This is a genomic window from Tindallia texcoconensis (assembly GCF_055383815.1).
Map to the genome: position 1 here is coordinate 1546637 of NZ_AP042431.1, position 20276 is coordinate 1566912.

13 protein-coding genes are annotated in these 20276 nt (G+C 43.1%); 10 read left to right on the forward strand and 3 right to left on the reverse strand.

From position 1 onward, the window contains the following. Positions 1-28: 28 nt before the first annotated feature. The 10 genes from ACZ47N_RS07085 (at position 29) to ACZ47N_RS07130 (ending at position 14145) form a co-directional block, all read left to right on the forward strand. A complete protein-coding gene (locus tag ACZ47N_RS07085) occupies positions 29-2125 on the forward strand; it encodes a PAS domain-containing sensor histidine kinase (protein ID WP_464885862.1) in 2097 nt (698 codons plus the stop codon). Positions 2126-2138: 13 nt separating this feature from the next. Continuing rightward, on the forward strand, positions 2139-4577 hold the full coding sequence (locus ACZ47N_RS07090; RefSeq protein ID WP_464885863.1) for a response regulator: 2439 nt from the start codon (positions 2139-2141) through the stop codon (positions 4575-4577). 255 nt (positions 4578-4832) lie between these two features. Next, positions 4833-5429 carry a TetR/AcrR family transcriptional regulator gene (locus ACZ47N_RS07095; RefSeq protein WP_464885864.1) on the forward strand — a complete coding sequence of 199 codons (597 nt, stop codon included), beginning with the start codon at positions 4833-4835 and terminating at the stop codon, positions 5427-5429. A 79-nt stretch (positions 5430-5508) separates the two neighbouring features. Further along, a complete protein-coding gene (locus tag ACZ47N_RS07100) occupies positions 5509-7617 on the forward strand; it encodes a chemotaxis protein CheW (RefSeq protein ID WP_464885865.1) in 2109 nt (702 codons plus the stop codon). Beyond that, complete coding sequence (locus ACZ47N_RS07105; RefSeq protein WP_464885866.1) at positions 7598-8095, forward strand: chemotaxis protein CheW; 498 nt, start codon at positions 7598-7600, stop codon at positions 8093-8095. The genes ACZ47N_RS07100 and ACZ47N_RS07105 overlap by 20 nt, the downstream gene beginning before the upstream one ends. A 16-nt stretch (positions 8096-8111) precedes the next feature. Then, positions 8112-10187 (forward strand): methyl-accepting chemotaxis protein, encoded by a 2076-nt coding sequence (locus ACZ47N_RS07110; protein ID WP_464885867.1) that lies wholly within the window; start codon positions 8112-8114, stop codon positions 10185-10187. Between the two features lie 18 nt (positions 10188-10205). After that, positions 10206-11027, forward strand: coding sequence for a CheR family methyltransferase (locus ACZ47N_RS07115; protein WP_464885868.1), 822 nt, complete (start codon positions 10206-10208; stop codon positions 11025-11027). Next, positions 11024-12049 (forward strand): protein-glutamate methylesterase/protein-glutamine glutaminase, encoded by a 1026-nt coding sequence (locus ACZ47N_RS07120; protein WP_464885869.1) that lies wholly within the window; start codon positions 11024-11026, stop codon positions 12047-12049. Before ACZ47N_RS07115 ends, ACZ47N_RS07120 begins: the two co-directional genes overlap by 4 nt. Positions 12050-12105: 56 nt before the next feature. Next, complete coding sequence (locus tag ACZ47N_RS07125) at positions 12106-12507, forward strand: response regulator (RefSeq protein ID WP_464885870.1); 402 nt, start codon at positions 12106-12108, stop codon at positions 12505-12507. 66 nt (positions 12508-12573) lie between these two features. After that, positions 12574-14145, forward strand: a complete 1572-nt coding sequence (locus tag ACZ47N_RS07130) for a PAS domain S-box protein (RefSeq protein WP_464885871.1) — start codon at positions 12574-12576, stop codon at positions 14143-14145. A 125-nt stretch (positions 14146-14270) separates the two neighbouring features. Here ACZ47N_RS07130 and ACZ47N_RS07135 read toward each other — a convergent pair whose 3' ends face one another. The 3 genes from ACZ47N_RS07135 to ACZ47N_RS07145 all read right to left on the reverse strand — a co-directional run bounded on the left by ACZ47N_RS07135 (position 14271) and on the right by ACZ47N_RS07145 (position 20276). Next, entirely contained in the window at positions 14271-16604 is a 2334-nt protein-coding gene (locus ACZ47N_RS07135) for a putative bifunctional diguanylate cyclase/phosphodiesterase (RefSeq protein WP_464885872.1), read from the reverse strand. 172 nt (positions 16605-16776) lie between these two features. Beyond that, positions 16777-18123 carry a short-chain fatty acid transporter gene (locus tag ACZ47N_RS07140; protein ID WP_464885873.1) on the reverse strand — a complete coding sequence of 449 codons (1347 nt, stop codon included), beginning with the start codon at positions 18121-18123 and terminating at the stop codon, positions 16777-16779. Positions 18124-18245: 122 nt separating this feature from the next. Further along, on the reverse strand, positions 18246-20276 hold the full coding sequence (locus ACZ47N_RS07145; protein WP_464885874.1) for a cache domain-containing protein: 2031 nt from the start codon (positions 20274-20276) through the stop codon (positions 18246-18248).

Below are 20276 nucleotides of genomic sequence, written 5' to 3' on the forward strand. Positions count from 1 at the left end.
AGGAGAAAGGAGAAAGGAGAAAGGATAAATGAGGAGGAACCAAAAAGAACGGACCCTAGAATCCTGGCTTCACCATTTACCGGAAGCCTATGCGTATCATCAGATCCTGACCGATGAAGAGGGAACTCCTGTGGATTATGTTTTTATTCATGTCAATCCAGCCTTTGAAGCCATGACAGGACTTATGAAAGAAGCTATTCTGGGGAAAAGAGTACGGGAAGTTCTACCAGAGATCCAGCAGGGCCAGTTTGATTGGATTAGCACCTATGGCCGTGTGGCTCTTTCAGGTGAAAAAGCAGAGATTCAAGCATATTCAAAGCCTTTGGATCGTTGGTATAGTATTTGTGCCTATAGCCATGAACCAGGTTATTTTGCTGTGTTGTTTCACGATATCACTCAGCAACAACGGGAAAAACAAATGATGAAAGCCATGCTTCGTTCGAATCATCGTTTTCTAGAAAAAGAAGGCACCGTAGAGGTGGAAGAACTGGCAAAAGAGATGAAAAACCTGACTGGGGCTCGGATGGTCTTATTTAATGAATTTGATAAAACAACAGGTGAATTTATCACTAAGGCCATGGCAGGGGATCCAGAGCCCTTAAAAAAAGCAGTGGAAATAGTGGGGGTTCAGTTGGTAGGCAAGTCATGGAGACCAGATCCAGAACGACAAGCCAAGATAAAACAGACTTCTTTGGTGATCTTAGAGGGTTTAGGGGATTTGGTGAGAAACAATCTTTCGTCCCAGATGGTAAGGCTTTTGGAAAAAACCTTGGACATAGGGACAACGGCGTTAGTGAATATTACGAAAAAGGAAAGCTTTCTAGGGCATTTTGCTCTGTTGATGCCAAGGGGATATCCATTAGAAAATCAAGAACTGATTACCCTCTATGCCACACAAGTAGGGATGCATTTGGATCGAGAAAAGAGCCAACAAGCCTTAAAAACAGAACAAAGGCGATTGTCTAATATTATTGAAGCCACAAATGTAGGTATCTGGGAAAGGAATATACAGACCAAGGAATTAGTAGTGAACCATCGTTGGGCGGCTATTATGGGTTATGAATTATCCGAGTTGGAACCGATTACCCTGTCTACCTGGAAGGATTTGATTCATCCGGAAGATTTTAAAAAAATAGAAAACGAAGTGATGCGTGCATACCATAGAACCAAGACCTATTGCGATGTTGAGTGTCGCATGAAACACAAGCAAAACCATTGGGTTTGGGTGCATATTCGAGGAAAAATCCTAACCTGGACAGAGGACGGAAAACCTCTTTTGATGAGTGGGGCCATCAGCGATATCACGGATCGAAAGCAATCCGAAGCAGCACTTCAACAAGCCAAACAACAGGCAGAGTCGGCTAACCAAGCAAAAAGTAGGTATCTAGCCCATATGAATCATGAAATCCGTACTCCTCTCAGTGGATTCATAGGATTTATACAACTCATGGAAGAAACCCGATTAGAAGAGGAACGTCAAGAGTTTATGCATTATATGAAACAATCTGCAGATCATTTGTTGAGTATTGTCAATAATGTACTGGACTATGCTCAAATTGAAGCTGGGGAAATGCAATTGGATCATCAACGGTTTTTTTTGGAAGAGGAAATCAAAGCCGCCATAGCTCCCTTACATTCCTTGGCCCTGAGAGAGAATATTGGATTACAGGTGATTGGCATAGAAGACCTGCCTCAGAAAGTAGTAGGAGATCCTCAGCGATTACGTCAAATCATCTTGAATTTAGCTGGGAATGCCCTTAAGTTTACAGAATCCGGTAGGGTGATTCTTACAGTTAAAACAGTGGAAAACCAAGAAACCCAGTACATACTGGACCTAGTAGTGGAAGATACCGGCCCTGGGATGACAGAAGAGACGTTGAAAAATTTATTTAAGCCATTCTATCAAGCAGACGATGGATCCATCCGTCAGACCAAAGGCACAGGGCTGGGAATGCCAATTACCTGGGAGTTGGTGAATCTCATGGGTGGCAAAATCAGGGTAGAGAGCAGCTTAGGGAAAGGGACACGGGTAGAGGTGAGGCTTATGCTGGAAAAAGACCCATCTACCCTTCACTCCAGCTCTTTAGAGATGGAAGTCTCCAAGAATACTGGTTTAGAGACGTGAAAGGAGGATACCCATGAAAAAAAAACCGAATCTGCTAGGGATTTCCGAACCCATATTATTATCCTTGCTGAATGCCATTCAAGATGGGATTACCATTAAAGATCGGAACCATCGGATTTTGATGCAAAACGAAATGGCGAAGAAAATGAATCAACACAAAGAAGCAATAGGCCAATTGTGTTATGAGATAAATTATGGGGGTAAAAAACCCTGTGACCATTGCCATATTCAAGAAGCACGAGAGACAGGCCAATTGGTAAAAAAGAAGGATCTCTTTTATGCCGAGGGTAGGGAAGGGCGTATTTTTGAAATCTATGCCTACCCGATTCGCAATGACCAAGGTGCCATTACCGGCACTATAGAATACCTGCGGGATATGACAGAACCTATAAAACAAGCAAAACAAATGACAGCCATTCAGGAAATCGGGAGCTTGGCCAATGCCTCTTTGGAAATAGAAAAAGTACTTGCTACCATTCTCCAAAATACGACTGAACTGGTGGGTGCAACCGCCGGGATGGTTTTTGTGAAAGAATCTGAGACCGGTTTTCTTCATTGTGGGGCGTCCCAGGGTCTATCAAAAAACTTGGCAGAGACCCTTAAAAAACAACCTATTCCCATAGGCGAAGGCCTAACCGGAGAAATTGCCCAAACCAGAAATTCTATTTTTATTCCAAAAGATTCCTCCAAAGATCCGAGAATTGTACGTCCTGTCGATAAAAATGAAGAATTCCACTCTTTTTTAGGCGTACCCATTGTAGCTGGTGAAGAGCTGATTGGTGTGTTGAATGTCATGACTCATCCTCCTGCTGTATTGGAGGAAAAAGTCATAGAAGTGGTATCGATTATTAGTGGGCAAGCGGGATTGGCCATTAAAAATGCACATATGTACCAAGAACAGCAAGAAAAAGAACGAAAATCCCATCTTCTGATTTCACAGATGCAATTAGGTATGGCTCTTCATGAAATGATTTGCGATGAAAAAGGGAATCCGGTGGATTATCGTTTTCTGAGTATCAACGATAGCTTTCAACGGATCACAGGGTTAAGGCAAGAAGAGATCCTTGGCAAAACGGTGTTGGAAGTGTTGCCAGAGACAGAAGCCTACTGGATCCAAGAATATGGCAAAGTGGCCCTTACGGGAGTAACGGCTGAATTTGAAAATTACTCAGCAGCTCTGGATAAGTATTATCATGTGAATGCATACTCGCCACAGCATGGACAATTTGCAGTGATTGTGGAAGATGTGACGGAAAAAAGAAAAGTGGCTTTGGCTTTGGTTCAGGCCAAAGAAGCCGCAGAAGAGGCGAATCAAGCAAAATCACAATTTCTGGCGAATATGAGTCATGAACTCCGGACACCTCTCAATGGATTGATGGGGATGCTTCAGTTGCTTCAGACCACGAACCTAACCGCCGAACAAAGAGAATACATCCAACTGGCCATGAATGGATTTACCTCGCTTTCCTCCGTAGTAGGCGACATTCTCAACTATACCAGTTTGGAAAAGAAACATCATTCTCTGGTGAAAGCCCCTATTGCTTTAGAAGATTTGTTGGCAGAGGTCATGAGGCTCCATGAAATCACCGCTACTCAAAAAGGCATTGCCTTGACCCTGGATATAGAAAAAAATCTTCCCACCCAAGTGGTAGGAGATGGGTTTAAATTAAAACAGATTTTGGGAAATTTAGTAGGCAATGCCGTAAAATTTACGGAGAATGGATACGTACAGGTGAGGGTGAAAAAAGGTAAAGGGATACCTAAAGAAGGAGACCTAAAAATCAAGTTTCACGTGGAAGATACGGGCATCGGTATTCCCCCAGATAAGATGGATTATATTTTTCATCCCTTCACCCAAACAGATGAATCCCATACCCGTGCTCATGGAGGCCTAGGCTTAGGACTGGCAACGGCACAAGAACAGGCGGCCATGATAGGGGGGCGGATTACAGCAGACAGCATTCCAGGGCAGGGGAGTAGGTTTACCTTCCTATGGGAAGGCGTTAGCATCGTGGAAGAATCGGTTTTAGAAATGGAACAACAGGAGCAAGGGGTTTACTTGAAGGCCCCAAAGAAGAGAGAGTTAGAAATTTTAGTCGTAGATGATGATTATGTAAGCCGATTAGTGGCAGAAAAACATCTGAAAAAAATGGGCTATCAAGTGGCGGTAGCCAAAGATGGACAGGAAGCAGTGGATAAATGCACGGATCATACTTTTGGATTGGTGCTGATGGATTGTCAGATGCCGGTGATGACTGGCTACGAAGCCACCCAACGTATTCGGGAAATCCAGGGAAAAAACAAAAAACCTATGCCTATTGTGGCCATGACGGCTAGAGTCTTGCCAGGGGATCGGGAGAAATGTTTGGAAGTGGGAATGGATGGTTTTATCGCCAAGCCCTTTGATAAAAAAACACTGCAGGAAACCGTGAAGCAGTTTGTAAGAGCATAAGCGGGTTCATGAGGTGGTTAGCAGTGAAGATCCTCACCAATCTTCAGGCTTTTGGATGGATTATAGAAAATTAAGATAATTCTTTAAAAACATTGACAAAGAAAAAAGACCAGGGTATTATTAAGTTAGTTAAGACTAACAAACTAAAAAAGGCAAACAGCAAAAGGTACAAGGTGACAGGTACAAGGTGAAAGGTAAAAGGTAAAAGATAAAAGATGAAACCATAGGACGAGGCAATGGTGAGGAGATGAGCAGATGTTTAAAAAGTATTTAAGTCGAAAAGAACAAATTATTATTTCTGCCATCGAAATCATGGATGAAAGAGGGACCAATGGGCTTACCATGAAAGAAATTGCTCAGCGTCAAGAGGTGACCGAACCAGCCATCTATCGCTACTTCAACAGCAAACAGGAAGTCATTCTGACTATTTTAGAAAGAACGGCTGTTTTTGATGAAGGCTTGTTTAATACCATTCTGCAAAACCAGAGGAATGCCTTGAAGGCCGTTCATTTTTTTATTGAATCCTACACCAGTTATTATGAAAGCTATCCGGAATTAATTACCATCCTTTTTTCCTTTGATGCCTATCGGTATGAAAAGGAAAGTTTGGAAATGATGCAGGCCATCATTGAACAGCGAGAAGCATTTCTCGCCCAAGTGATAGGAGAGGGCATGGCAGAAGGCTCTATCCATGACGCCATGAATGCTTCTCAATACGCCAAACTCCTGATGGGTCAAATATGGAGCGTATTGTATCACTGGAAGATCCATGATTGCCAAGGAAGTGTGAAGCAGGAAATGATGCTCCATATCAATTGGATTTTAGAAAGAATGAAAGGCGCTGAAGGGTAAGAAGGGGGCATTTCAGTGAAAGAAAAAAATGACAGCACCATAGCTAAGGCGACATCAGGCAAGCAAGGGGGGAGAGAGAATGGCAGATAGACCAATGGAACCCATGCTGGAGATGTATATCTTTGAGAATCGTCAATTATTAGAACAATTAGAAGAAATCTTGTTGCTCAGCGAAGAAAGAGGAAAAATGACCAAAGAAGCCGTTGATGAGATATTTCGGATTATGCATACCGTCAAAGGATCTTCCTCCATGATGATGTTTTCCGACATGGCTACCTTGGCACATCGGATCGAAGACTTATTCTTTTTTATTCGGGAGCAACAACCAGAGCCCATTGATTATACATCGCTGTGTAACTTGATTTTTAAGGCCCAAGACTTTATCAAAAGAGAAATGGATTTGTTGGAAGCAGGGGAGGATGCCGAGTCGGATGCCTCTCATTTGGTGCAGGAGATCGAAGCCTATGTCAAAGCCCTTAGCGGCACAGAGACCCCACCTGTCTCCAAGGAAACACAGGAAAACCCACAGGGGATGCAGTATTATATTCGTCAGGATAAGCAAGAAGCAGAAGATCCCTTTTGCTACGCCCTAAGGATTGCCTTTCAGGACGATTGTCAGATGGAAAACGTTCGAGCCTTTACGGTACTCAGAGATTTAAATGAAATGTGCAGCGAAATCATCCATGATCCACCAGAACTTTTCGAAGATCCGAAGGCCAGCGAAAAAATTGCGGAGAAGGGGTTCCATCTTTTACTTAAAAGCAGTTTTTCCCAAGAAGCCTTTCAGGAAAACTTGGAAGAAGCGTTGTTTGTTGATTCCATAGACTTGTTAAGGCTGGAGGAAGAGATCTACCAAGAAAAACGTCAAGCTATGAAACAAGCAACAGAATCTCAGCAGGGAGACCAAGCACCAGAAGCCCAGGAAGAACTGGAAAAAGAATCAGCCATAGAAGACATGCAGGAAAGCTTGCGAAGTCAAAAACAAAGCATGATTACTGTGAATATAAGTAAATTAGATAAACTAATGGATCTGGTAGGAGAAATTGTCATCACCGAATCCATGGTAATCCGCAATCCGGATTTGGAAGGATTGGAATTGGACAATTTTCAGAAATCCGCCCGCCAGCTTCGAAAATTGACAGACGACCTACAGGACGTGGTTATGTCTATTCGAATGTTGCCCATAGGCCCTAGCTTTCAGAAAATGAAACGATTGGTCCGAGATGTGGCTCAGAAAATCAACAAAGAAGTAGAACTGGTGTTGGCAGGTGAAGAAACAGAAGTGGATAAAAATATTATTGATCATCTAGGGGACCCGCTGATGCACTTGATTCGAAATGCAGTAGACCACGGCATTGAACTGCCGGCGGAACGAAAAGCCCAGGGAAAACAAGAAAAAGGAAGAATTCGACTGGAAGCCACTACCAATGGTGGCGATGTTGTTATCTCCATCATAGACGATGGAAAAGGCTTGGACCCCCAACAACTCATAGAAAAAGCCAAAAGCAAGGATTTACTCACCAAAGCCCAAGAGGATATCAGTGATGAAGAAGCCTTTCAACTGATTTTAGCACCAGGATTTTCCACGAAAGAAAAAGTGTCGGAATTTTCTGGTCGTGGCGTCGGCATGGATGTGGTGAAAAACAATATTGAAAATGTGGGTGGCAGTATTCATATAGAAAGTCAGCAAGGACGTGGCACTAGCATTTATCTAAAGATCCCTATGACCTTGGCCATTGTAGATGGGATGCAACTTCGAACCGGTTCAGCTCAATATACCCTTCCAACCGTCAATATTCGGGAATCTTTCCGAGCAGAAGAAAAAAATCTCTTCAAAGATCCAGATGATAACGAACTGATTATGATCCGTGGCCAATGTTACCCAGTACTTCGATTGCATGAATACTTTTCGATTCAGCCAGAAACCCAGGATTTAACCCAAGGCATAATGATTATGGTGGAGCAGGATCAAAAAACCGTATGTTTATTTGCGGACAAACTACTGGGAGAACAGCAGGTAGTGGTGAAACCTTTGCCAAATTATTTGATTCGGTTTCCAGTAAAAGCAAAAGGCATTGGAGGGTGTACCATTCTTGGGAATGGGCAGATTAGCCTAATTTTAGATGTAGCCGGTATGATTAGCGGAACCCTACAGGGAGGTGGCGACAATGTCAGAAATACTGGATGAAATGATGGACATGGAAGAAGATACTCAGAAAGGAAAATATTTAACCTTTCAATTAGGCAAAGAAATTTTCGGCATCGAGATACGGTATGTAACAGAAATTATTGGGATGCAGCCCATTGCAGAAGTACCGGAAGTGCCAGCTTATGTAAAAGGCATTATCAATTTACGGGGCCAGATTATTCCCCTCATTGATGTACGAATTAAATTTAAAAAAGAACCCATGGACTACCACGATCGGACTTGTATTATTGTCATTGAGATTCAAAACACTTCCATTGGCCTTATCGTAGATGAAGTGGCGGAAGTTCTCAGCATGCCAGAGGAACATATTGTCCCGCCTCCAGAGTATAAGACAGGGTTTCAAAATCGGTATATTAAAAGCATTGGACGGGTAGGAGACCAGGTGAAATTGATTTTAGACTGTGAAAAGCTGTTGAGGGAGGACGAATTAGAGGTTCTGGATCAAGTGTCCCAATAAGAAAGGGGAGAAAAACATGAAAGTATACCGCAATATGAAGATAGGTGCCAAATTATTAACTGGATTTATTATAGTGGCTCTTATTGCAGGAGCTGTAGGAGTAGCAGGGTACATGGGCCTTCGAGAAGTCGGGAACCTTCGCCTCCCCAGCGTGACATATCTATTGGAGATGGAGGCAGATCTGGCTAGTATTGAGGCCAATGAGAACGCTCTGATGAATGCCCAATTATCCTATGAGTATAAACAGGAGATTTACAGAGAATTGGATAGCCTTAAAGAAGACTACCAGTATCATCTGGATGAGTTCATGAAGTTGCCTATGACGGCGGAAGAAGAACGGCTATGGGCACAGGTACAGCCAGCTGTAAACACCTTTCTAAATGGCCATGAAGAATTTCTGCGTCTGTCTCGGGAAGTAGATAGCATCGGCATCGAAGATCCAGCGGCGGTTCAGACGAGAATTGCTCTTGGCCAGCGAGATCATTACGATTGGATTTGGCAATTGGCAGAGAGTATCCGAAATGGGACTTCCTTTACAGGCCAACTAGATGCCAATCATTGTGGCTTAGGAGAATGGCTCAGCGGATTTGAAACCAGAAGCAACCAACTACAGGCAGTCATCGATAACTTGCATGAACCACATCATCGAGTTCATAATGCAGGGGGGGATATTGATACCCTTCTTAGGGGTACAGCTGAAAACCGGCAGCAACAAGCATGGAATCAGTATGAATCCGTTGCATTGCCTAATATGAATCAGACGCTGGATTATTTAAACCAGATGGAAAGTTTGGCAACCAGTTCCCTGGCGGTTCAGCAGGCTATGATGGATCAGGCTATTCAGGTCAATACACCAGCCTTTATAGAAGCCATGGGGCTTTTGGATCAAATGGTGGAGTTGAATACACAGATTGCTAATGCAGCCGTCACCAGATCTACCATGATGATTATTGCCTTTACCTTGGGGGCTATCCTTCTTTCCATCCTATTGGGACTCTTTATTAGTAAAAGCATTACAAAACCAGTGGGAGAATTGCTGGATGGGGCAGGAAAAATTGCCTCTGGGGACCTAAATGTGGAGATAACCATTGATTCCAAGGACGAAATAGGAGAATTGGGAAGAGCCTTTAGCCATATGGCAGAAAACGTCAATGAAGTCATGACAGATATCAATACAGCCTCAGAACAGGTATCTTCTGGATCTAGTCAGGTAGCGGATTCCAGCCAGCAGTTGTCTCAGGGAGCTACAGAACAGGCCAGCTCCGTAGAACAAATTACGGCTTCTATGGAAGAGTTATCGGCTCAGACCACGCAAAACGCCAATAATGCTACCCAAGCCAACGATATTTCTAAAAAGACCATGACAGATGCGGAGCAAGGCAATGAACAGATGAAAGAAATGCTTGGCTCCATGAGAGAAATCAATGAATCTTCCAATAAGATTTCCAAGATTATCAAAGTCATCGATGAAATTGCTTTTCAGACCAATATTTTGGCACTCAACGCCGCAGTAGAAGCAGCCAGAGCAGGCCAACATGGCAAAGGGTTTGCCGTTGTAGCAGAAGAAGTAAGAAACTTGGCGGCTAGAAGTGCAGACGCAGCCAGAGAAACCACAGAGATGATTGAAGGCTCCATCCATAAAGTCAGCACTGGAACAGAAATTGCGAATCAGACGGCCAAAGCCCTGGAAGAGATTGTAGAAGGCGTTTCCAATGCCGCTAGGTTGGTGGGAGAAATTGCGGATGCCTCCAACGAGCAAGCTTCTGGCATTGAAGAAGTAAACCAAGCCATCCTCCAAGTGTCCCAAGTGGTACAGACCAATTCTGCTACTTCCGAGGAAGCCGCTGCTGCCAGTGAAGAACTTTCCAGTCAGGCACAACTTCTAAAAGAAGCGGTGAATCGATTTAAGCTGAAAGACCAGGGTCGAAGAGCCAACAGGTCCAGTGGCTTTGACCAGATGAATCCAGATATGATGAAAATCCTGGATAATGGGGTAGAGGATTACGAAGAAGAAGAAGAGCCAGAAAAAACCACCAAAGGGAAAAAAAAGAAACGCATTTCTCTGGATGATCAGGAGTTTGGAAAATACTAAACGAATCAGGTGATACCAATGCTCACCATAACGGAACAGGAGTTCAATCAACTGGCTAGTTTTATCCATGAGCATTATGGGATTCGGCTTAAAAAAGAGAAGAAAACCCTGGTACTTGGCAGGTTGGGAAACACCATCTCCCGCCAGGGTTTTCAAAACTTTTCCCAGTATTATCAGCATTTACTAGCAGATAAAAGTGGAGAAGCTACGTTCGAACTCTTGGATAAAATAACCACCAACCATACTTTTTTTATGCGAGAACCTCAGCACTTTTCCTTTTTTAAAGACGAAATTCTGCCATGGATGCAACGGAAGGCGACGGATAAAGACTTGAGGATCTGGAGTGCAGGTTGTTCAAAAGGGCAGGAGCCTTATACCATAGCCATGCTATTAAAAGATTACTTTGGACCTAGTTTTCATCAGTGGAATGCAGACATACTGGCAACGGATATATCATCTGCCGCCCTTCAATGTGCCAAGGAAGGTGCCTACACAGCAGAAGAGGTAAGCGGATTACCCACATATTGGATACAAAAATACTTTATCAGAGAAGATACATCCACCTATAAAGTGAAAGAAGAATTGAAACAACAAGTGATTTATCGACACTTTAATTTAATGAATCCCAGCTTCCCATTTAAAAAGAAATTTCATGTTATTTTTTGTCGAAATGTTATGATATACTTTGATGCAGCAACTAAAAAACAACTGATTCAAAAGTTTTATCATCAATTACAGCCTGGAGGGTATCTGCTGATCGGCCATTCCGAAACCCTTGGAAATGATCGAATCGGCTTTCAGTACCTACGACCAGCTACTTATCGGAGAGGGATTACATGAAAAGAAAACAACCTATTAAAGTACTCATTGTGGATGATTCCATGATTTCCAGAGAAGTCATTCGCAAAGGATTGGCGGTAGATCCAGGAATTCAGGTGGTTGGCACAGCAGCAGATCCTTATGAAGCCGTTGGAGTGATAGAAGCTAAAAATCCAGATGTCATCACCCTAGATGTGAATATGCCACGAATGGACGGCCTGACCTTTTTAAAAAAAATCATGAAGCAAGCTCCAATGCCTGTAGTAGTGATTAGCGGTTCAGCCCATCAAGTCATGGCTGCTTTGGAAGCCGGTGCTGTGGATTTTGTAGAGAAACCAACTATTCAAAAACCAGAAGACCTTAAGAGATTTTTAGAAGAAATTGTTCAGATTGTTAAAGTGGCGGCGGTTTCCCAAACAAAACCATTGGAACAGCCACTCTCAAAACCCCAAAGGCCCTTGGTAACCAAGTCTAGTTCAGCAGTAGATATTATTGCTCTGGGAGCCTCCACCGGGGGAACCGATGCGTTGATGAAGATTTTAAAAGAACTGCCAAATTCCTTGCCGGGGATTGTGATTGTTCAGCATATGCCAGCCACTTTTACCAAAATGTATGCAGATCGATTGAATACCTTTTGTTCCATGGAAGTGATAGAAGCTAAAACAGGCGACGAAGTAAGGACAGGGAGAGTCCTCATTGCACCTGGTGGCTACCAGATGAAAGTGGTCAAAAGTGGGTCCCGGTACACGGTGAAATGTTATGATGGAGAAAAAGTAAGCGGCCATTGTCCCTCGGTGGACGTGTTGTTTGAATCCGTAGCCGCAACAGCCGGAGCCAAGGCCGTGGGAGTCATTCTCACTGGCATGGGAAGCGATGGAGCCAAAGGATTACTGAGCATGAAAAAGGCAGGCAGTTATACCCTAGGACAGGATGAAAAAACCTGTGTTGTTTACGGCATGCCCATGGTGGCCTATAATATCGGAGGCGTAATGAAACAACTGGATTTGAAAGAGATAGGACCGGAGATCCTTCGGTATGTGTAACCAAGGATGCTAGCTAGGAAAAGAAAAGAAAGAATACAGAAGCGAGGTGGAATGCCATGAAAATCCTTATTGTAGAAGATGATTTAATGAGCCGCAAAATGATGCAACATTTTTTAGCCACCTATGGAAGTTGTGATATTGCCGTAGACGGTATTGAAGCCATTGATGCTTTTTTAATGGCCTGGGAGGAAGGGCAAGCCTACGACCTGATTTATCTGGATATTATGATGCCTCGCCTGGATGGACTTAAAGTGTTAAAAATCATCCGTGAAATGGAACGAGATCGAAAGGTGGCAGAAGACCAGCAGGTCATGATTATCATGACAACGGCCTTAAACGACAAAAAATCCGTCGAGGAAGCCTTTGAACTAGGGTGTCAGGCCTATGCTGCAAAACCCATTAATCGGGAAAAACTGGTGGAAGTCATGGATAAGTTGAAGATTTTTCCGGAAAAATAAAGGGACTATCATCAAGAAAAACAGCATAAGGAGATCAAAGCCATACTAGGAAAGGTGGTGTGTCAAGTGGTGGAAAAAAAAGTGACGGAAACCAAAGTGACGGAAACCAAAGAAAGATTGGAAAGTATTCTGGATTATTCCCATGATATGATTTTGAGGTTTGACCACACCCATACCATCACCTTTGCCAACAAAGCCTATTGTCAGTTATTGGGGAAAGATAAAAGCCAGATAATGGGAAAAAACTTGCTGGAGTTTATCCATCCTAAAGAACGAGATTTTGTGTTGATTCATCTGGAACTGTTAAAAAAGGGCGGCACTCCCAGTGTCTATAGCAACTGGTTACAAGATTATAAAGGGGAATGGCACTGGTATGAGTGGACGGATCATCCCGTTAGGGATCAAGAGGGAGAGATTCTAGAATATCAGTCCATCGGCCATGAGATGACTCAGCGAATGGAAATGGAACAGCAACTCATCAAAAGCAAACAAACCTATCGGGAGCTATTTAACAATACCATCGATGCCCTCTTTCTTCACGACATGCATACCGGAGCCATCATTGATGTCAACGATAGGGCTCTCCAAATATTTGGATATACCCGTGAAGAAGTACCATTTCTAACGGTGGCAGCCTTAAGTGCTGGAGATCCGCAAGAGGCAGGAGAAAAAGCCGCTGCCTTGATTAAACGTTGTGCTGCGGGAGAAGAGCTGGTTTTTGAATGGCTTCTCAAACGAAAAAACGGTGAAACATTTCCTGGGGAGAACCACCTTCATCGAGTAACCATTGTGGGTGAACCAAGGATCATGGCAACGGTTCGAGATATCACCGACAGAAAACAAGCCGAAGAAACATTAAGAACATATGCGCAGGAACTAGAAAAGAAAAATATAGAAAAGGATATTGCCGTTTATCAAGCGGAAGAAGCCAATCAGGCAAAAAGCAAATTTCTGGCTACCATGAACCATGAAATTAGAACCCCTGTCAACGGGTTGCTAGGGTTTTTGCAGCTTCTAGAAGAAACCCCCTTGGATAAAGAACAAACTCAGTATATGAGCTATATGAATTACTCAGCCCAACATTTGTTGAGTCTCGTGAATAACGTACTGGATATGGCCAAAATTGAAGCCGGTGAAATGGAGCTGGATCACCATCCCTTTCATTTGTCAGAAGCCATTAGGAAAGCCATAGCCTCCCTGTACCCCATGGCCCGTGAAAAGGGGCTACAGCTCTTGGTAGAAAAAGACCCAAGTCTACCCAGTAGGGTTAAGGGGGACGAAGTTCGTTTGCGTCAAATTATCTTGAATTTAGCGGGAAATGCCCTTAAGTTTACGGAAGAAGGCAGCGTACACCTGAAGATGAAATCCCTTGGGAAAAAAGAAGGCCGCCATCATCTGCATTTGGAAATAAGCGACACAGGTCCTGGTATGGAGCAAAGCACAGTAGATAAGCTTTTCCAGCCATTTTACCAAGATCGAAAAGATAGCAGCTCCCATCCTGGTGGAACTGGACTAGGGCTACCGATTGCCCGTGAATTGGTGGAGCGAATGAATGGCAGGATTCACGTGGACAGCACTCCCGGAGAAGGAACCAAGGTGATCCTACGTCTTTGGTTAGAAGAAGCCACGGAAGTCTAGTTGCTTCAATGTTTTAAAGATTTCTGGAACCGCTTGTTGATGCAAGGCATCCTTTCATGAGGGTGTTTATTCCAGTTTTTTGATGACTTATCCAGAAAGTGATGGATGAAAGCATGAAACATGGGTTAATCCAAGGAGGAAGGGCATGAGAAGGGTTTAATAAACTGTTGTTCTAGTACAGGTAAAGATACGGGTTTTCCCCATAAGAATCCTTGGATTTCATGGCAGCCCATGTCCCGAAGTAGCTGAACTTGAGCAGTTTCTTCTACGCCTTCAGCAATGGTGGTGAGGCCTATGGCTTTGGCCATCAGAATGATGGCTCGGACCACTTCCTTGGCACCTTCTTCTTGGTGAATACCGTTGATTAATTCTCTGGCAATTTTTAACCGATCAATGTCATAGCGTTTGATATAACTTAGGGAAGAATATCCAGTTCCAAAGTCATCTAAGGAAGCATGAATGCCAAGTTTCCGAAGGGTGTCAAAGAAAACCTCCACATTGAAACCTTGATGAAAGGCAGCTCCTTCTGTGACTTCTAGGTCAATCCAGGCTGGGGGGATATCATAGTATTGGATTTTTTCTTCCAAGGTTTCCATAAACTTCTGATCTTGTAATTGAACCGGAGATACATTTATGGACATTCGGAATTCGGTACCGTAGGTTTGGTTGATTTTTTTGATGGTTTTAAAGGCTTCTGAAAGGACCCAGTTTCCCATGGGGATAATAAGACCAGTTTCTTCCGCCACAGGAATAAATTGTGCCGGTGAGATGATGCCTCTATTGGGTTGGTTCCATCTCAGAAGGGCTTCAAATCCAATGAGTTTCTGGTGATGGATTTCAAATTGGGGCTGAAATACCAAGAAGAATTCTTGTTGCTTATTTGCCTGCTTGAGCAACATTTCCATGACGTGTTTTTCATGAATCTGTTCTTTGATGGCTGAATCATAAAACCGGTAGCTGCCCTGAATAAAATAATCCTTAGCTTGGTACATGGTCATATCCCCATAACGCATTAATGCTTTTCGTGTAGTGGCATCTTGAGGGTAGGACACAATACCAATACTAATTCCTAGATAAAAATGGTAGTGATCAATGGAAATAGGGATTTCTACGGATTGTATCAGTTTTTCTGCTGCTTTTTCCAAGTTTTTTCGGGGGTAATGGCCTTCAAGAATTAAGGCAAACTCATCGCCGCCAATGCGAAAAAGACTCCCGATGGTATTCCAATCCTTCGAAAAACGATGGGCGATGGTCTGGAGTACCCTATCGCCAACATCATGGCCATGGGTATCGTTGATATATTTAAACCGATTTAAATCCATATAGAGAAGATGGAAGGGGGATTTTTTTTCTAGGGTTAACTCGTCCATATAATTAATAAAGGCTCTGCGATTAGACAAATCCGTTAATGGATCTGCATAAGAGTAATAGGTTAAGGTTTCATTGGTTTCTTTCAAACTTTTGGTCTTATCTCGGACGGTTATTTCTAGGTTTTGGTTGGTGATGTGGGCTTCCTGTAATAAGTGGTAATTCTTAATGGATAGTTGGATGTTCTTAGACATCATGTAATAGAGGGAAAGAAGGATCAATGCATTTAAAAATTGGGCGAAGGAAATTTCTCCCAGAAGAAACAGCCCTAGAATAAGGGGCATAAACCCATAGGGAGCCTTACGATGTCCATAATTATCCGGCAGGGTTAAGGGATGATACAACTGGTCAGGTTTTTGTTGATGCACATCCTTATGAAGGCCTAAAGCAAAGAGAATAGGTGGTATTAGATATAAAATGTCGATAAAGGAGTTTGGGACGTACAGGTTAAATAGGCTTAAATAGGCATAGAGAAAGTCTGTAGACCCATATAGAATGAGACCTGCAATAATGCAGCAAAAAGCAAAACTTTTGCTGCGTCGATAAGAAGATAGGTATAAGGTAATGGCAGAAACAAAAATGAAAAGGGCTAAAAAGGTATACAGTACAACTATGAAGTATTCCATATTTATGCTTTGTTCCCCTAGAAAATGGGCGTAAAGCGGATGTGCAAAAAGGTAGATCAGTACGAAAAATACGGCTAAAAAATCTAAAAATAGCTGGTAAAGATTCCATCTCTTGGATTCGGAAGCAACCCAGTGAATAATCATGGCAAACAAGCAGCCAGCAGGAATTGTGTACAAAAGTTCCAGATAGAGGAGGTCTTCAGGGTGTATACCAGGCCTCAGAGCCAGGATTAGCCAGAGGGTATCTGCCAAGAGCCAAAAAAATGCATAGCCAACCAACCATCTATCGTAGCCATAGTGGTTTTTTTTTGCAGAACGGTAAAGAATGAAGATTGCACTCACCATTGTTAGAACGGCTATTAGATTGGATAGATTTTGATGATGGATCCTTACGGTAAAAAGATAGGCAAAAAAGCCACCTATCATCATGAGGATCCAGCCATCTTTCAGGAAGATGTTTTTCATAAAAGGACTCCTTAAACCATTGAGGACATTTCCTCTTATTATATCATTATTTTAGGGGGATGGCACGAAGATCCTTCCTAGGGCACAAAAGCAAAACAGGGATGACCCACGGATATGCTGGATAGGTAACCGTTGGAATCATCCCTGTGTTGTAGGATTTTAAAGAGCCGCCTTAAAGAATAACAAGAAAGAAACTGACCACTAGGCCTACATAAATTAAGTTAATGAGGCAATAGCCCATAATATCCTTGGCACCCAAACCAGCAATTCCTAAAGCAGGCAATGCCCAGAAGGGTTGTATCATATTGGTCCATCCGTCACCCCAGGCAATGGCCATAGCAGTTTTGGCTGCATCGACGCCTAGCTCTGCTCCTGCAGGCATCATAATAGGCGCTTGTACTGCCCACTGACCGCCACCGGAGGGAACGAAGAAGTTAACAATTCCTGCACTTAGGAAAGCAAAGAATGGGAAGGTAACTTCCGTAGAGATGCTGACAAAAAACGTGGACATCTGTTGGGCTAAGGAAAGGCCCTCTGGACTGGCACCAGTCATCATGCCCATAATGCCTGCGTAAAAGGGAAACTGTATAATAATACCGCCAGCTCCTTTAACCGCTGTAGTGACAGCACTTAAAAAACGTCTTGGTGTTCCATGCAAGATAATACCAGTGAACAGAAAGATAAAGTTTACCACATTAAGATTTAAATCAAAACCACTGTTTAAGAAATGTTGAAAGATAAATACAAAACCCATTAAACCAATGGCCATGGAAAGCACCGGGCTATTTTCCATTTTTTCCGCAGGGGTTTGATCCAGAGGCACTTGGGCTTCTACCTCATCTTCCAGCAGCTTTGGATCAACAATGACAGCGTTTTCTTTGGAAGGATGCATGGCTTTGTTAATAAAAGGGATGGTCACCATCAATACCAATACAGGAACAACCGTAAATAAAGCAAAGATGGTTTCGCTGGTGGGAATAGGAGCCACCACAGCCCCACGAGTCATTTCTTCTAGGTTCGCCGTGGCCGTTGCTAAGGTAAGGGGGATAGACGCTGAAAAACCAGCGTGCCAGATGACAAAACCTGAATATCCAGAGGCGATGAGCAGTCGGTAATCCACTCCCTCCACTTTTTTAGCCAACTCTTTGGCATAGAGAGCCCCTATGACCAAGCCAAAGCCCCAATTAATCCAAGACGCAATTAAGGCCACCAGTGTGACAGCAAAAATAGCAGATCCTGGGGTTTTAGGGATAGCCGCTAGGTTCCGTAGACCTCTTTTGATAATGGGAGCCTGAGCCAGTGTGTGGCCTGTAACCAGCACTAGAACCATTTGCATAGAAAAAGCCAATAGATTCCAAAAGCCGCCACTCCAATGATGGACCATATCAAAGGCCGACTGTCCCGTAGAAAAAATTCCAAGTACAAAAACGACTAAAGTTAAAAGAACTGCAAATAAAAATGGGTCTGGCAAAAATCTTTGTACAAGTTTAACGGATGCATTGGTAAATTTTTTAAACATTTTTTTCCTCCTATCGTTATTTAGTTGTTGGGTGGCGTTGCTGTCTTTATCTCGCCAAAAGACGGCAGGGGACCCAAGGCCATAGAAAAGAGTATCACCAGCGGCGGATTTTGTCAATAAAATCACGAAGATTCCCATATGAGGTAAAATCTGGTTCCCTTTCCAGGCTCGGATTCTACGGTCACATCTCCCTTTAGTTGCAAGCTTAAGATATTATATAAGATATGGAGGCCTAAGCCAACATGGCCACGATGTCGGGAAGTGGTGAAAAAAGGGTCGAATATCCTAGCTTTTACATCCTTCTCCATGCCAGCACCATTATCCTTATAGGTAAGAATCAGGCGATGGCCTTGTTGTTGAAAAGAAATATGAATGGCACCTTCTTCTTGTTCATAAAAACCGTGTTCCAAAGCATTTTGGGTTAAAATGGAGATTATTTGTGCAAGGGATCCTGGGAAACTATGGATGGATAAAGCATCGTCGCATTCAAGGGTTACGGTGTGTTTACCGTCCCGAAGCAGATGTTGAAAACCTAGAAGAGTTTCTTCCACATAAGCTTTGACATAAAATTCTCTTTTTTCTTCTTGGGTGTGATCCACAGCCACTTGTTTGAAATGTTGAATTAAATCACTGGACCGGCCAAGGTTTCTTAATAGAACCTCAATTGATTCCTGCATCCGTTGCATGTAGGCATCAAATTGTTGACGATCCACTTGTTGTGCTTGGATGGCTTTAAGGAGTTGTTGAATTTGATGTTCTAAATAAGAAGCAATGGAGATGGAGCCACCCAGAGGCGTGTTTATTTCATGGGCTAATCCAGCTACCAAGGTACCAAGTCCTGCTAATTTTTCGGACTGTATTAATTGTTGCTGGGTATTTTTGAGTAATACCAAAGCTTGGTGAAGCTCTTCGTTGGTATGCTGCAATGCTTTGTTAGAGGCAGACAAGTCATAGGTTCGTTCTTCTACTTTAGAGGTTAGTTCTTGCTGTGATTTTTCGATGGCCGACGCCATGGCGTTAAACCGTTGAGCCAATTGACCAATTTCGTCTTCTTCCGGTAGCTGCAGCCGTTGGCTTAAGTCTCCAGCAGCTAGCTGATCAGCAAATTGGCTTAAGGTGGTTAAGGGACCAGTTAATTGACGGGAAAGCCAATAGGCAAGAAAGAGGGTGAGAATCAATAGAAACAAAGCAATAGTGGCTAAATTTCGTGACAAATCCCAGGCGCTTTGATAGAATTCACTTCCTTGAATAAAGGAGACATAATAAAGAGGGAAATCGGCTAAGGTAGAAGGAGTGACTTGAACATGATAAGTGTTATTTTTATAGGGAAATCCTTCCTGTTGTTGGGGATGCATGGCATTGGATTTCAATAAAGCACCAAGACCAATATCGGCTAAGGATTTTCCCACTTGTTCTGGGTTGTCCGGATAGGCTACAATAGATCCTTGAGAGTCTGTCAAGAGAACGTAACCACTTTGGCCTATGGTGGTTTGGCCAAGGATTAGGGATAGTTCTTTGAGGTCAAAGTCAATGGTAATGACGCCACGCAATTGTCCCAGCTCATCTAAAACCGCCATAACGCAAAGCACCACTTTTTCTCCGCTGGAAGTTGTATAGATTTCAGAGAGGATGACTTCTCCTGGTCTTTCCATGGCTTTTTGGTACCATTGTCTTTCGCGGGCATCGTATTCATTAAAGCGAGGCCGAGGAGGATGCATCACAAAACCTCCGTTGGATTCGACGCCTAAACTGGCGTTTTTAACGGAGTCATGGGACTGTTGAAAGGTTTTTAAGACACCATATACGGCTTGTTCGTAAGGATCTCCCAGCATCGGTTGCATAGGAATTAGCCCCTCGGGACTACGTAAATCTTTATAGGTGGTAATCCGATGGTCGGCTTCCATAATAAGGGGGAGCTCAGCCAACATTTTGGTATTGGAGGCAATGGTATTGGCATAATAATGGACATGATGATCCAACAATTGCATCTTTTGATCAATGGATTTTTGGTAATCTTCACGGGTCTGGTGGGTAATTTGCCAAAGGGCTAAAGAACTGTTGGCCAAAATGGATATCACCAGCAAAATCGAAAAGGCTACAATCATCCGATGTTGTAATCGTTTAAAAGAACAAGAGAGAATCAATCCAATCAC